This window comes from Frankia tisae (assembly GCF_025403405.1).
GTDB classification, from domain to species: Bacteria; Actinomycetota; Actinomycetes; order Frankiales; family Frankiaceae; genus Frankia; species Frankia tisai.
This window is the reverse complement of the sequence record NZ_JANEZT010000173.1, coordinates 1-13,724: the sequence shown is the minus strand read 5'-3', so window position 1 is coordinate 13,724 and position 13,724 is coordinate 1. Positions and strand designations below refer to the sequence as shown.

Genomic DNA, 13,724 nt, shown 5'->3' with positions numbered 1-13,724 from the left:
ATGCACGATGTCCGGGGCGAATTCCCGCAGCGCCGCGGGCAGGGCGGGCCACGGCACGGCGAAGCGGAACGCCGGGTACCCGGGCAACGGCGCTGACGGCGCCCACAGCACCGGTGCGCCGGCGTGCGTGCGGGGGGAGGTGCGCCGGGCGGCCGGTGCCGGGGCCGGGCGACGACCATCGCCTCGTGCCCACGGTCACGCAGATGCTCCAGGACTCGGCACACCGTGTTCGTCACCCCGTCGACGTGGGGGAGGAACGACTCGGTGATCACGGCTACGCGCACACCGAGCACGGTGGCAGGGCCTGGAGCCGTCCCGCGGACAGCCAGCCGACCGGTACGTGAACGTTCCCGCACAGCTTCGTGCGAAAGCGCCGTCCGGCCCGCGGGCGGCCGCGGTTCGGGCGGCCGGGGGGCGGCCGCGGGGCGTGGTGCCTGATCGTGGCCGTTTTCCCCACGCCTGGGTGAGGAGCATATTGGGAGGGGGTGACACGGGACGCGGGTGGGGACGAGCCGGACAGGGAGAACCATCGAGGTGTACGGGTGATGTTCAAGCGGCGGGAGACGGTGCTCATCACGTCCGCCAGCCGGTCGCGGCAGTCGGACATTGACCGCCGGCAGCTGCGCTATCTGGCATCGATGCTGTTCCGCGTCATCTGTTTCGTGCTCGCCGTGGTCGCCTTCCACGGCTGGTTGCGGTTCGTCGCCGTCGCGATCGCCGTGATCCTGCCCTGGGTCGCGGTCGTCTTCGCCAACGGCGGCCCGCCCCCCGAGCGGGACAGCCCCGCCGCCTTCGAGCCGCTCCAGGCGGTCCAGGACGCGCCGGCCGCGCTGACCGCCGATCCGCACCGCGTGGTCGACAGCGAGGGTTGGGTCGATGAGGAGGGCTGGGTGCACGGCCAGCCCGGGACGCCCCCGCCGGGTTGACCTGCGTCAGCTTCATCACCGACTACGGCCTCGCGGACGGGTTCGTCGCGGCCTGCCACGGGGTGATCCTGCGGACGGTCCCCACGGCCCGCATCCTCGACATCACCCATCTCGTGCCGCCCGGCGACGTGCGGCGGGCGGCGGCGGTGCTTGCCCAGACGGTCGAGTCGCTGCCACGCGGTGTTCACCTCGCAGTGGTGGACCCGGGGGTGGGGACGGCCCGCCGGGCGGTGGCGTTGCGCGCGGCCGGCGGGGACCTCGTCGGCCCCGACAACGGGCTGCTGATCGCGGCGGCCGAACGGCTCGGCGGGGTCCAGGCCGCGGTGACGCTGCCGGTACCGGCCGGGACGCCCGCGACGTTCCACGGCCGTGACGTGTTCGCGCCCGCCGCCGCCGAGCTCGCCGGGGGGACGGAGCTGGCCGCACTCGGTGCGCCGCTCGACCCGGCGACGCTCGTCCGCCTGCCCGCCCCGCACGCCCGGCTGCGGCCGGACGGGGTACTCGAGGCCGAGGTGCTGCTCGTCGACACCTTCGGCAACGTCCAGCTCGCGGCCGCCGGGCCGCTACTCGCCGACGCCGGGCTGCACCCGCCCGCCCGAGCGCGGCTCTGGGCCGTCGCCCTTGACGCCGGGGACGCAGGGACCGATCCGGCGACGCGGGTGACCGAGCTGGCCGTGGGGGTGACGTTCGCGTCGGTGCAGTCCGGTGAACTGGTGCTCTACGTGGACGCCGCGGGCATGGCCGCGCTCGCGGTCCGCGACGGCGACGCGGCTCGCGCCCTGGCCGTCGCTCCCGCGGACCGGCTCGCGATATGCCGGGTGGGCGACGGCGACTGAGTAGCCAGGCGACTGAGTAGCCAGGCGACTGAGCGGTCAGCAGAAGCCGGGGACGGCCTGCCAGCTCGGGCCCGGGGCGGGCGCGTCGTCGCGCAGTACCGTCGCTTCGATCCGCCCGTAGGGACGGTCCGGCGCCTGGTAGACGACGTCCGGGTTGTCCAGCCCGAACGGTTCGAGGTCGACCAGGAAGTGGTGCTTGTTCGGCATCGACATCCGGACCTCGGCGACCTGCGGGTAGGCAGTCAGGGCCGCCTCGCCCATCCGGTAGAGCGTCTGCTGTAGCGCCAGGCTGTGGACGCCGGCGAACGTGCTGATCAGGGACTCGCGGACGCCGTCGAACAGCGGTCCGAAGTCGTGGCCGGCCCCGATGTAACGCCAGCGGGCCGTCACCTCGGTCGCGAGGATGCGGTCGGTGGTCTCGGCGAGCGTCGTGTAGCGGTCGCGGGGAAATCCCCAGAACTCCGACCCGGTCGACTTGAGCACGACCAGCCCGGCGAGTCCGGAAACGACGAAAGCGGCATCGCCGTCCACTGTGACAACCGTGTTCCGTCTTTCCCCACCTGCCCGGCTGAAAGCATGGTTGTGCGGTGATCCGCCGACCGAGATCCGATTCCAGTGGTACTGCTCGATCTCTATCTGGGCGCCATCGATCCATGGGAAGGAATCGACAAAATGCCGGCCGAGCCGGATCGCGAAATCCTCGATCTGGCCGATTCCGTGCTCCCGCGCGAAGGCGTAGACGGTGTTCTTCTGCGCATCGGTGGTGAGGACGTGGGAGTTGTCGCCGGCCAGGTGTGCAGCGGCGAAGTCGCCGCGAAGCGCGGTGGACACGTTCAGATCGATGAGGTGATGTACCGGACCCGTGCGGTCCACGTGGACAAGGCGGATCTCCGCCTTGCCGAACTGGTTCGGTCCGAGCACGATCGCCATCGAGCCTCCCTGGTCGCGGGACGTACGTTCCCTCGCGGTGAGGGTCGCCCAACGATGAGTCTGATCCGGTCCGGGGCCGGGCCTCGGCCCGCGGCGCCGCGACCCGCGCGGCCGGGTGGCGACCCCGGCCGGGACCCGCCCGCGGCCCCGTCTATCCTGCGGCAGCGGTGTGACGGCGCGGTCCTTCCGTAGGTTTCGTGGTCGTTTCTGCCGGGCAGCCGTGGATCGCCGGTGCTCGAGGCCGTCCGATGATCGTCCGGCGGTCCGCCCGCGGTCCCGCGGTGGCCGGGGCGGGATTCGGCCGCCGCCACCGGCCCCGCCGCCCCGGGCCCGCGGGCCGTCGATCACGGACTGCCCAACGAATGTGCGGTGTCCCGCCGGATTTCCACGTATTTCGCAATGGTTTGCCGATGGCCCCGACCGGATGTGCCGTCCGGTCGGGGCCGAGTTGCGGATTCTCGCCTCTCGGCGTGACCGGTTGCGTCTCCTTTGGTGGCGCCATGGGTCCCGGTCGTCGCTTTCGGCGGATCCGCGAATTGTCATCCCCGGGGCGCAACCTCATCCGGTACCTGCGCGTCGGAAGAGGTGAAAGGGGAGGGGTTTATGGGGAATACCCGGAGGGTGCTACCCTCCGTATTTAGCTGCTCTACCTGGAGTGACAGTCGGGCGGCTGACACCAGTCAATCCAGTGATCGACGGGACGAGGTGCCGACCCCTGGGTACCGTTCAGACCTAGGCTTCCGTCCGGCGACGATGCCGGTCGTGTTCTTCGGAAGAGGGCATTACATGTCTCGCTCGGTAATGATTCCCTCACGTGATTCCCGTGGGTGGAGCCCGAGCCGTCCGGGTCCGCGGTCGGCCGGCACTTTCGGGCATCGCCGCCGGTGGGCGGGCGGGGCGCTCGCCTTCGTCACGGCACTGGCCGTCGCCGCCTGCTCGTCCGGCAGCTCCTCGAGGCCGGCAGGCGTCGCCGCGCCGGATCCCGCGGCGAGCGTGACCGTCACCCCGGGCGACGACACGACGGGGGTCACCCTCACCGATCACGTCGTCGTCCGCGCCAACGCCCCACTGGCCGACGTGAGCGTCGCCCGGGAGGCGAGCGCGGCCGAGAAGACCGAGACGGGGGTGCTGCTCGGCACCTTCTCGGCCGACCGGCGCACGTGGACGTCCACGAGCGGCCTGTTTTCCAACTCCCGCTACCAGGTCGCCGCCACCACCGGCCCGGCAGCCCGGATCGTCGGGACGAAGTCGGTGCGCACGAGTTTCGTCACCGGGGTTCCGGCGAAGTCGTTCAAGGTCTCCTGGGACCCGGTCGCCGGGCAGACGGTCGGGGTCGGCGCGCCGATCAGCCTGACCTTCAGCGCCCCCGCGCCGGACCGCGCCGCCGTGCAGCGCATGCTGTCCGTGCGCACCGACCCGCCGGTCCTCGGCGCCTGGAACTGGATCTCCAACCGGCTCGTCGTCTGGCGCCCGCAGCAGTACTGGGCGCCGGGAACGAAGGTGCATGTGGAGGCGAACCTCGCCGGATACGACGCGGGCGGGGGACGTCTCGGCGTGAAGGACCGGGCGATGGACTTCGCCGTCGGCTCGGCGCAGATCTCCAAGGTCGACGCCGCCGCCCACACCATGCAGGTGTTCCGCAACGGGCAGTTGCTGCGCACGATGCCGGTGAGCCTCGGCAAGCCCACATCCCCGTCGATGGACGGTCCCCACAACGTTCTCGGCAAGTCACCCGAGGTGATTATGGACTCGGCGACGGTGGGTATCCCGAAGGGCAACCCGGATTACTACTACGAAAAGGTCCAGTGGGCGGTGAACTACACCAGCGGCGGGCAGTACGTGCACTCCGCACCCTGGTCCGTGGCCTCCCAGGGGCGGGCGAACGTCTCCCACGGCTGCGTGAACGCCTCCCCGGCCGACGCGCAGTGGTTCTACGGCATCAGCCGGCTCGGTGACATCGTCGACATCGCCAACACCGGCCGCCCGCCGGACACCAGCCAGCTCGGGAACTTCTGGTCGGTGCCGTGGGCGGTCTGGAAGGCGGGTAGCGCGCTGCCCGTGTCGGACCAGCCTGAGACGGCGGCGCCCACCGCTCCGGCGGCCAGCACCGTCGCCCCCGGTATGTCGGGTGCGGCGGGTGCATCCACCGTGCCGCCCGCAGCGACAGGGGCCGGCGGCGCCTGACCGACGCCGTTTCGGCGGCCGGCCGGTCACCGCTTGCGTCGGGTGGTGACCGGTCCGCCGTATGCCCGGGTACTCGGCGTCGTCCCGGTGTGGGCGTCGTCCTCGAGTGAGCCGCAGCGTGCATGCCCATCGTCGCGGCAGGACCTGGCCGGGAGCCCGGCGGCCTCCTGACGGACGGGTACGCAAGAATACGGTGAATTCCCGTCCGAACCAGGTCACCGATCGGCCCGTGATGGCACCAATCGGCTCATGCTGTTGAGTGGAAGCATGAAGAGCGCGCTTCCGCGGCGCCCCGGCGGCCCGCGACCGGGCGGAGCGGACGTGCGTGGCTGGCACGACGGCCCCGGCCGGGGCGAGGGTTGGTCGGGAAGAGTGCGACGGTCGGGAAGAGTGCGACGTTCGAGAGGTGCATTGTGAGGCGCTTGCGCAACCAGGCCACCGGTCTGCCGGTCTGGTGGGTCGAGCTGCTGATGTTGGCGGTCCTGTACTACTCGTACACCGGCACCCGATCCGTCGCCGACGCCTCGGTGGGCGAGGCGATGCGGATGGGCCACGATCTGCTGCGGTTCGAAACCTTCCTGCACGTCGATATCGAGCTCAGCCTCAACCGGTGGTTGCAGAGCGTCCCGGCGGTGGCAGTCGTGTGCTGTTACTACTACGCGACGTTGCACTTCGTGGTCACGCCGGGGATGTTGGTGTGGACGCACCGCCGGCACATCCGGCACTATGCGCAGGCGCGCTGGACGCTCGTGGTGACCACGCTGATCTGCCTGGTCGGGTTCTTCCTGTTCCCGACGGCGCCGCCCCGCCTGCTCACCGGCACCTCGTACACCGACACCATGTCGCACTTCGCGGGCTGGGGCTGGTGGACCGGAACCGCCAGTGCCGCCCCGAACGGCCTGGAAAGCATAACCAACCAGTACGCGGCGCTGCCGTCGCTGCACTGCGCCTGGTCGTTGTGGTGCGGGTTCCTGCTCGTGCGCTTCGGGCGCCGGCCGGTGACCCGGATCCTCGGGGTGCTCTACCCGGCGGCCACGTGCTTCGTCGTCATGTCGACCGCCAACCACTACCTGCTCGACGCGGTGGCCGGCTGGACGGTCCTCGGGGTCGCCGCCGGTTCCGTTGCGCTGGTGTTCGCCTGGCGGCGACGGGTCCGGGCGACCCCGGCGGGTGTCGTGCCGGGGCCGGTCCCGCAGCGGGAGCCGGCCCGGCCGGTCGGCTCGGCGTCGCCGGCCGCGATTGCGAACGTGGACGGGCCGGGCCCGTCCACCGCCGGTCCGGCGCCCGGGTCGCCCGGGTCGTCTGAGCCCTCCGGGCCGCCAGAGCCATCCGAGTGGTCCGAAGCGTCCGAAGCATCCGGGTCGTCTGGGTCGGCCGCAGATCCGACCGCGGCCCGGCCCGAGTCGCCGGCGGAACCCTCCTCACAGGCGGCGCCGGCCACCGGGCGCGAGGAGGCGCCCATCGCGGCGGCGGTGCCCTCCGTGCCGGCTCCCACCACGCCCGAGTTGTCCCGGCGGTCGGAGCACGTTGTCCGGCCGGACGGTGCGCGCGCGGTCTGATGCGGACGAATCCCGCCCGGCCCAGGGGCCACGCCGGCGGGGGCGTCCTGAATGGGCGGTTTGCCGGCCCCCGATGTGTTGCCCGAGTGGGCGATGTGCGAAGGTTGTGCCGCGGCCGGTGTCGGCCGCATAGCCTCCCCACCGCCTGTCCGGGCCGCGTTGCGAAAGATGCACGTCCGACCCTTCCGCGCCGTCCCGGGTTGCGCGTCCGGTCCGATCCAGCTCGGAGTCCGATCGATGTCCCCGTCCCTGGCCGCGCGACTGCACCGTCCCCGCCCGGTCGCGTTCGCCGTGTCGTTGGTGTTGGCCTGGCTGCTGCTCGCCCTGATCGCTTTCGCACTGCGCCGCGGCCCCATCCAGGATGACCTGGCCGCGCGGGCGACGGCGGCCGTCCGGGCGGCGGGAGGCGTACACGCCCAGATACGCATCGAAGGCCGGGAGGCGATCGTGTCCGGGCGTTTCCCCAACGCGGCCGCCGCGGAGCAGGCACGGGTCTCGGCCGCGGTCTCCGGCACCACGTCGGCTCGCCTCGGCGGTGATGTGGTGATCGCCACGCGCCCGGCCAAGCCGCTGGTGCTCGCCGTGGCCGGAGGCGGCCTGGCGGTCACCGCGACCGTGCCTGACGGGGCGAGCCGCGCCGCACTGCTCGCCGCCGTCGCCGATGCGGCCGGCGGTACGGTGCGCGGTCAGGTGCTCGTCGACCCCGCGGCCGCCGAGCCGCCGGTGGAGGCCGTCGCCGCCCTCGCCACGGCGCTGCGCGGGGTGACCGGGGAACACGCCGCGACGGTTTCCGGCACGACCGTCGCCCTCACCGGTGGCGCGCCCGACGAGGCTGCCCGCCGCCGGCTCGGCGCTGCGGTGCTGGCCGCGACGGGTTCCGCCGTCCCCGGCGCCACGCTGGCGGACCACGTCGTCGTCACCCGCGCCGGATCCGGCTCCGCCGCCCGGCCTGGCCGCGCCCCGGCCGCGAGCCAGCAGCCGGGATCGCCCGCATCGGGCGACACCTCCGCCGGCTCGGGGGCGACCTCCGCCGGCGCGACTGGCACCCTGGCGGCCGTGCGGGCCGCCCTCGACGGTCACGGCGTCACCTTCCCGGTGGCCGGGGTGCGGCTGACCCCGTCGGCGCGGGCCCGACTGGACAAGGTCGCCGAGGCGCTGCGCGGCGGGGATCTCGCCGTCCTCGTCGGCGGCCACACCGACATCTCGGGACCGCCCGCGCTCAACCAGGCGCTGTCCCTGAACCGGGCCCAGACCGCCGCCGATTACCTGACGAGCCGGGGCGTGCCCGCTGATCTCGTGCGGGCCGCGGGCTTCGGAGCACGCGAACCGATCGGGAACAACCGCACCCCGCAGGGCCGCGCCGCCAACCGTCGCGTCGAGATCATCCCGCTGCCGTCGCGCTGAGGACGGCGACGGTGCGTGGGATGTCACAACCGTTGCGGCGTAACACCGGGTCGGCGTGGTAGGCAAACGCCATGGGCGACTCAAGCACGGGGCTGCACGAGCAGCCCGACAAGCTCTCCGCGCAGACGGTCGACCGCCACCGGGCGATCGTCTCGCTGATGGAGGAGCTGGAGGCCGTCGACTGGTACGACCAGCGGGTCGACGCCGCGACGGACCCGGATCTGGTGCAGGTACTGGCGCACAACCGGGACGAGGAGAAGGAACACGCGGCGATGACGCTGGAATGGCTGCGTCGCCACGACCCGGTGCTGGACACCCAGCTACGGACCTACCTGTTCACCGCCGGGCCGGTGACCGAGGTCGAGGCGGAGGCCATGGGGCCGCACGGCTCCGGCGAGGCCGGCGGCGCGGGCGCGGTGGTGGAGCGGCAGGCGGCGGGGCCCGGTGACGGCTCCCTCGGAATCGGCAGTCTGAAAGGTGTAGGCGAGTGAATCATCTGCTGCGCGGCCATGCCCCGCTGACGGACGCTGCCTGGAAGGTGGTGGACGACGAGGCGAAGGCCCGGCTCACGACGAATCTGGCCGCCCGCAAGGTGGTGGACTTCTCCGGGCCACATGGCTGGGAGTACTCCGCCACCCCGCTGGGCCGGGTCGGCTCGCTGTCCTCGCCGCCGGCGGACGGGGTGCAGGCCCGGATCCGCAAGGTGCAGCCGGTCATCGAGCTGCGGGTCGGCTTCACCCTGGACCGTGCTCAGCTCGCCGACGCCGACCGCGGCGCCGACGACATCGAGCTCGCGCCGCTGGAGGAGGCGGTGCGCCGCATCGCCGTCACCGAGAACTCGGTCGTCTTCCACGGCTACGACCAGGCGGGCCTGGTCGGCATCACGCAGGCGTCGGCGCATCCCCAGCTGCCGCTGGCGGCGGGGACCGACACCTGGCCGCGCACTGTGGCGAAGGCCGTCGCCCTGCTGCGCCGTGCCGGCATCGCCGGGCCGTACGCCCTGGCCCTCGAGCCGGACGGCTACACCGCGGTGATCGAGACCGCCGAGCACGGCGGCTACCTGCTGCTCGCCCACCTCCAGCAGATCCTCGACGGGCCCGTCGTCCAGGCCCCCGGGATCACCGGAGCGGTCGTGCTCAGCCTGCGCGGCGGCGACTTCGTGCTCGAGTCCGGCCAGGACCTCTCGATCGGGTACGCGTCGCACACGACGGACACCGTCGACCTGTACCTGGAGGAGAGCTTCACCTTTCGGGTGACCGAGCCGGACGCGGCCGTCGCGCTCCTGCCGGCCCCCGGGGGTGCCGGGGCCCGGTGAGGACAGGCGATACGGCCGTCTTGCGCCCGAGGGCTTGCTCGTGGCACCCTGCAATTAGGGAAGCCTAAGCTAAGGCATCGACCCGTCAGGGTCGGCGCCGCGGTCTCCCGGCAGGGTTCGCCAACTGCCGGCCAGCCCCGGGTGGGTTGGCCGCCTCGGGCTGGTGAGGTGCGGTGCTCGTCTGTTCTTGCTTCGCGGTGTCCGACCGGACCCTACGTAACGTGATCGCCGCCGGTGCTCGGGATGTGGACGAGATCGGCGAGCGTTGCGCCGCCGGCACGGGCTGCGGCGGCTGTGTCGAGGAGATCGAGGACCTGCTGGACGTCGTCGCTCCCCGCTGTGCCCGGCTGATAGCCAAGGCGAGCTAGGGCCCACCCCGCCCGCGTACTGTTTCTGCGATGTTCCGTCACTCTCGGTAGTGTCGTCGGTGTGACGCCCTGTGCGATCCGGTACATGACGACGCGCCGGACTGTAGCGCTGTCGGTGAGGTGCCCGGCAGCCGCCGCCGTCCTGCTGACCTTGCTGGGCTGCCTGATGGGCCTGGCGGAGCCGGCGATCGCGGGCGGGGGACCGGCTGGCGGCGGATCGGCTGGCGGTGATCGCGGCCTGCTCGCGGATGCCGCGGCCGCCTCGGCTGACCCGGCGCCGGTCGCGGACGACGCCACCGTGCCCGACCCAAGCCTGCCGGGACCCTGGCAGATCGGCTATCGCACGATGCGGATAGTCGACCCGAGCCGCCCGGACCGGGTTCTCGTCACCTCGCTGTGGTACCCGGCTCGCCCGAGCACGTCCACCGCCCCCGGCTTGGCCCCTCCCGGGACGACCGGGTCGAGCGCCGGGCCGCGCCCGGCGGCCGAATCCGGTGCGGGCGGGGCCTGCCCCGAGATCGCGGCCCCCGGCCCGGGGGTAGCCGGCGGGCCGGGGCAGCCGGCGTTCTATCCGTTGGCCGGGGACGTCGGGTTCTTCTCGGCAACCGCGGTGACCGACGCCGCCCCGGCACCGGGCCCGTTCGCCCTCGTCGTGTTTTCCCATGGCAGCGCCGGCAGCCGGGTGCAGTCGGCCTACCTGATGGAGGCGCTGGCCAGCCACGGCTTCCTCGTCGCCGCCCCGGACCATCCCGGCGACACGATGACCGACGCCGCGGCGGGGCGGGAGGAGCGCCAGCTCACGCTGGTGACAGATCGGCCCCGCGACCTCTCCTCGGTGATCGACGCGCTGACCGCCAGGTCCTGCCCGATCGCGCCGCGGGTCCGCCCCGACGAGATCGGCGTCGTCGGCTTCTCCTTCGGCGGGTTCACCGCGGTCGTGTCGAGCTTCGGCGTCCGATCCGCGTTGGGGGACCCGCGCATCAGGGCGTCGGTGGGGATCGCGGCGCCGACCTTTCCGCTGCCCGCGGCGTCACTCGCCCAGGTGCGCGTGCCCACGTTGTTGATCGGCGCCACCCTGGATCGGGCCGTGCCGGCTCCCGAGAACGACGACCGGGCGTTCCACCTCCTGGTGGACTCTCACCCGCGGATGACCGTCGCCGTCACCGGCGCCACGCACAACTCGTTCACCGAGATCTGCCGGCAGACCGGGCTGGTCGGTGCTCCCGGGATCCCGGTCCTGGTGGGCATGCAGGTGGCGCTGACCGCCGCGGCCACCTGCTGGCCGCCACACATCGCCTCCGCCGACGCCCACCGGCTCGCCGACCGCTACACCGTGGCCTTCCTCGCGAGCCATCTGCGGGGCGAATCCGGCTACGCGCAGTACCTCACGGCCCCGAACGCGGGAGACACGCTCCTCGCGACCGTCCGCACGAGCCCCTGAGGTGTTGCCGGGTTCCGTCCAGTTCATGGCCGGCTGCGAGGCGACCATCGCGGACACGGCCCGACCGAGTGCCCTGGGTGCCAGCCCGGTCGGGCTACTCGGACCGTGCTATGAAGAGATACAGGTGACCCGTCCCGACACTGCCGGCTACCGTTGGCCCATTGGCCGGCGGGCGCCACAACGCGCAGCGCCGGCCGGTTGATCCGGTCGGATCGGTGCCTCACACCCGCCCCGGTGCCCGAGCCGCCCGGCCGGCCGGATCACGTGCGATGCCTACGGGTACGGTGCGGTGCCCCGCAAGGAGGTCGTGGCGATGTCTGCTCGCCAGGTGCGGCGGTTCGAGCTGGAGCGTGAGGTCGACGTCTCGGGGGTGTCCGGGACGGGCGCGGTGGCGTTCGGGGCGCAGGCGCCCGATGGGACCTGCGTGCTGTGGTGGGCCTCCGAGCACGACTCCATCGCGATCTACCCGACGATGGAGACCCTGCTCGCCATCCACGGGCACGGAGGGACGACCCGGGTCGTCTACATCGACACGGCCGACCAGCCTCCGTCTGCGGGCGCCGCCGTGACGCCGCCGGGCCCCCGGGACGCGGCCGGTCGGTCGGGCGGTCAGGTCAAGGGGCGGAAGCAGGCGGTCGCGCGGTCCTGAGGATCGATGGTGTAAAGCGCCAGCGTGCCCGCCATCTCCCGCGGATCGATGCCGTGGTCGAGCATCCGCCGGTGTAGCTCCGCAAGCATGCGCAGGGCATGGTCGAGCAGGACGGGGGCGATGCCCGCGGGGTGGCGCAGCGCCTGCCCGAACCGCACGTCGGCGTCGCCGTCGCTGGTCAGCGCGGCGAGGACGCCGAGCCGGATGCGTTCGGCGAGGTCCTCCCAGACCGCCGCGCTCGTCGGCACCTCCGCCCCCCGCCAGATTCCCGGAACGTGCAGTTCCGCGACGAGGAGAGTCGGCTGGCGGCCGGTGCGCAGATGGACGGCCACGACCCACATCGCCATCAGCCAGCACAGCCCGCGCATGGTGTTCAGCGGATCGGCGGCGACCTGCTCGCGCAGGTGTCGCTCGGACTGCGGCCGGCTCGCCGGCGCCAGCCAGCCCCAGGCCAGGCGTTCGATGTCGACGATCTGGACCATCGGCAGGTCGGCGGGATGAGGCCGGCCCAGCGCGGCGGCTCGGCCGGAGTCGGCGTCGACGAGCGCGAGCGCCCCGGGGTCGGAAAGGGTCTGCCAGGCCAGACCCGGCGATGGCATGCGGCTTACAGTAACCCTAGCCAGAAGGCTTAACCAGAGTGTTGGCTGCACCGTGTGAAAACGGCGGTGCGGCCGCCGGTTTGTTTTCTCCGCGTCAGCGCGCGGGGCCCGCCATCACACCCCCATTGGGGCCTGTTCCGCGGGCACCGAAGTTTTACCGATCCGCGCCGCCTGGTTGGATGCGGCGCCGACCGGCACCTGCTCGCGATCGGCGGTGGAGTCGCCGGCGGGGATGAGGAAACTGACGTTCCACAGCACCTCGAGGATCACCTCCGGCTCGCGGCTGTCGATCCACGAGTGGGCCTCCGGCGCCGTGTGCACCGTCCCGGTGGCCAGATCCAGCAGGAACAGTTCCAGCAGGAACAGTTCCAGCTCGGCGCGGCTCCAGGTGGCCGGCCGGCGCGGAACGTCTGGAAGACATCAGGCAGGCCGGAATGCTGAAGCGGTACTCGGCGGCGATGCCGCGCGACCGTTCGACAGTACTGATGATTTCTCGGGGACGACGCAGCGAGCGGTTCGTCATGTACTGGAACGACCATCGTGGCCGGGTGAAGACCGCACCCCGGCAGCCGTCGGCGAAAGATCGTTGATCGACATGCAGGCCTGGAACAGGCCGGCGACGAAGGCCTGGGAATCCTCGGAGGCGTCCCAGCCTCGGCCCAGCTCGCCGACGAGCACCGTCACCCGGCTGTGTTCGCACAGACGGACCAGCGGGGGCAGCAGATGTTCGATCTCCTGGAGTTTGTAGAGATACTGCAGCTCCCGGGTGTCGAAGGTGCTCGTCCCGCCGCGATGTTGCGTGCGGTGTTACAGGTCTGCGACGTCCACGCGGGGTTGATTTTCTCGACCCGACCGGGGGCTTTCTGTTCCAACCGGGCGACGAGCAGTCCCCAGCCGTGGGCGAGATGGGGTGGCGTTTCCTTCCCGCCGTGAACGGCGGGGTCTCCACGCCGCAAGTCCAATGAAATAGGAGTCAAGCCCCCGGCGGATGTCCCGTTCCGCGGCGGCCGCACCGAAGCTGAGGCGGGCAAGATCGACCATCAGCACCCTTTCGGCCAAACGCTGGCGTGTGGTCCGCATCCGAACGCTCGCGACGATACTGCGAACACTGTCGAATGACGGGTGATTTCTTTTCGGATATGCGGGTCCGGCGCCGTCGTCACAGCGGTGGTTTCGCCCGTCCGGCCGGAATGCGTGCAGGTCGGGGTCGGTGCGTGGTCGGGTCGATCCGGCGGGGGATTCCTCGGCCCGGTTCCGGCGAGGAAGCCGGGGCCGCGGGTGCCTGCACCCGAAATCTGCGAAAAGTCCGCCCTGGCGCCGCGGCCGATGGGCGTCGCTCGCCCGCTGCCGGGGCGGCGGGCGTTCGTCTTCGTGCGCAGGCAACGGCGGGCGGGTCGCGACGGCCGACCCGGCCGGCGGGCCCGGTCACGGTTTCCCTGGGGTGGCCGGGCTCCGCGGGACCGGCACGTGATTCGCTGGGCCGCGAACGGGTGGTCTCGGGGGTGTGTGTGTG

The 13,724-nt window shown here is 72.2% G+C and carries 15 protein-coding genes; 11 read left to right on the top strand and 4 right to left on the bottom strand.

Annotation, left to right across the window (positions count from 1 at the left end):
• Positions 1 to 185 precede the first annotated feature (185 nt).
• The 3 genes from NBZ85_RS33800 to NBZ85_RS17305 all read left to right on the top strand — a co-directional run bounded on the left by NBZ85_RS33800 (position 186) and on the right by NBZ85_RS17305 (position 1,762).
• Positions 186 to 344, top strand: coding sequence for a hypothetical protein (locus tag NBZ85_RS33800; protein WP_264761860.1), 159 nt, complete (start codon positions 186 to 188; stop codon positions 342 to 344).
• A 201-nt stretch (positions 345 to 545) separates the two neighbouring features.
• Positions 546 to 926: a DUF3099 domain-containing protein gene (locus NBZ85_RS17310; RefSeq protein ID WP_261562236.1), complete on the top strand. Its 381-nt coding sequence runs from the start codon at positions 546 to 548 to the stop codon at positions 924 to 926.
• Positions 923 to 1,762, top strand: coding sequence for an SAM hydrolase/SAM-dependent halogenase family protein (locus NBZ85_RS17305; protein ID WP_261562235.1), 840 nt, complete (start codon positions 923 to 925; stop codon positions 1,760 to 1,762). The genes NBZ85_RS17310 and NBZ85_RS17305 overlap by 4 nt, the downstream gene beginning before the upstream one ends.
• A 36-nt stretch (positions 1,763 to 1,798) precedes the next feature.
• Here the strand turns inward: NBZ85_RS17305 and pucL are convergent, their stop codons facing one another.
• A complete protein-coding gene (pucL, locus tag NBZ85_RS17300) occupies positions 1,799 to 2,692 on the bottom strand; it encodes a factor-independent urate hydroxylase (RefSeq protein ID WP_261557914.1) in 894 nt (297 codons plus the stop codon).
• Positions 2,693 to 3,478: 786 nt separating this feature from the next.
• On the opposite strand from pucL, the gene NBZ85_RS17295 reads away from it, so the two are divergent.
• The 8 genes from NBZ85_RS17295 (at position 3,479) to NBZ85_RS17260 (ending at position 11,612) form a co-directional block, all read left to right on the top strand.
• Positions 3,479 to 4,876, top strand: coding sequence for a L,D-transpeptidase (locus NBZ85_RS17295; RefSeq protein WP_261557930.1), 1,398 nt, complete (start codon positions 3,479 to 3,481; stop codon positions 4,874 to 4,876).
• Between the two features lie 413 nt (positions 4,877 to 5,289).
• Complete coding sequence (locus NBZ85_RS17290; RefSeq protein WP_261557912.1) at positions 5,290 to 6,435, top strand: phosphatase PAP2 family protein; 1,146 nt, start codon at positions 5,290 to 5,292, stop codon at positions 6,433 to 6,435.
• A gap of 237 nt (positions 6,436 to 6,672) precedes the next feature.
• Positions 6,673 to 7,839, top strand: a complete 1,167-nt coding sequence (locus NBZ85_RS17285; RefSeq protein WP_261557909.1) for an OmpA family protein — start codon at positions 6,673 to 6,675, stop codon at positions 7,837 to 7,839.
• Between the two features lie 71 nt (positions 7,840 to 7,910).
• Positions 7,911 to 8,330, top strand: a complete 420-nt coding sequence (locus tag NBZ85_RS17280; RefSeq protein ID WP_261562234.1) for an encapsulin-associated ferritin-like protein — start codon at positions 7,911 to 7,913, stop codon at positions 8,328 to 8,330.
• Positions 8,327 to 9,154: a family 1 encapsulin nanocompartment shell protein gene (locus NBZ85_RS17275; protein WP_261557905.1), complete on the top strand. Its 828-nt coding sequence runs from the start codon at positions 8,327 to 8,329 to the stop codon at positions 9,152 to 9,154. Before NBZ85_RS17280 ends, NBZ85_RS17275 begins: the two co-directional genes overlap by 4 nt.
• A gap of 173 nt (positions 9,155 to 9,327) precedes the next feature.
• Positions 9,328 to 9,522 carry a (2Fe-2S)-binding protein gene (locus NBZ85_RS17270; RefSeq protein WP_136447779.1) on the top strand — a complete coding sequence of 65 codons (195 nt, stop codon included), beginning with the start codon at positions 9,328 to 9,330 and terminating at the stop codon, positions 9,520 to 9,522.
• Positions 9,523 to 9,607: 85 nt separating this feature from the next.
• Positions 9,608 to 10,963, top strand: coding sequence for an alpha/beta hydrolase family protein (locus tag NBZ85_RS17265; RefSeq protein WP_261557903.1), 1,356 nt, complete (start codon positions 9,608 to 9,610; stop codon positions 10,961 to 10,963).
• Positions 10,964 to 11,276: 313 nt separating this feature from the next.
• On the top strand, positions 11,277 to 11,612 hold the full coding sequence (locus NBZ85_RS17260; RefSeq protein WP_261557902.1) for a hypothetical protein: 336 nt from the start codon (positions 11,277 to 11,279) through the stop codon (positions 11,610 to 11,612).
• On the opposite strand, the gene NBZ85_RS17255 is transcribed toward NBZ85_RS17260, so the two are convergent.
• The 3 genes from NBZ85_RS17255 to NBZ85_RS17245 all read right to left on the bottom strand — a co-directional run bounded on the left by NBZ85_RS17255 (position 11,573) and on the right by NBZ85_RS17245 (position 12,895).
• Positions 11,573 to 12,211 (bottom strand): hypothetical protein, encoded by a 639-nt coding sequence (locus NBZ85_RS17255; RefSeq protein ID WP_261557900.1) that lies wholly within the window; start codon positions 12,209 to 12,211, stop codon positions 11,573 to 11,575. The genes NBZ85_RS17260 and NBZ85_RS17255 overlap by 40 nt on opposite strands.
• Before the next feature lie 114 nt (positions 12,212 to 12,325).
• Positions 12,326 to 12,481, bottom strand: coding sequence for a hypothetical protein (locus NBZ85_RS17250; protein ID WP_261557898.1), 156 nt, complete (start codon positions 12,479 to 12,481; stop codon positions 12,326 to 12,328).
• A gap of 249 nt (positions 12,482 to 12,730) precedes the next feature.
• Complete coding sequence (locus tag NBZ85_RS17245) at positions 12,731 to 12,895, bottom strand: hypothetical protein (RefSeq protein WP_261557897.1); 165 nt, start codon at positions 12,893 to 12,895, stop codon at positions 12,731 to 12,733.
• Positions 12,896 to 13,724: the final 829 nt, after the last annotated feature.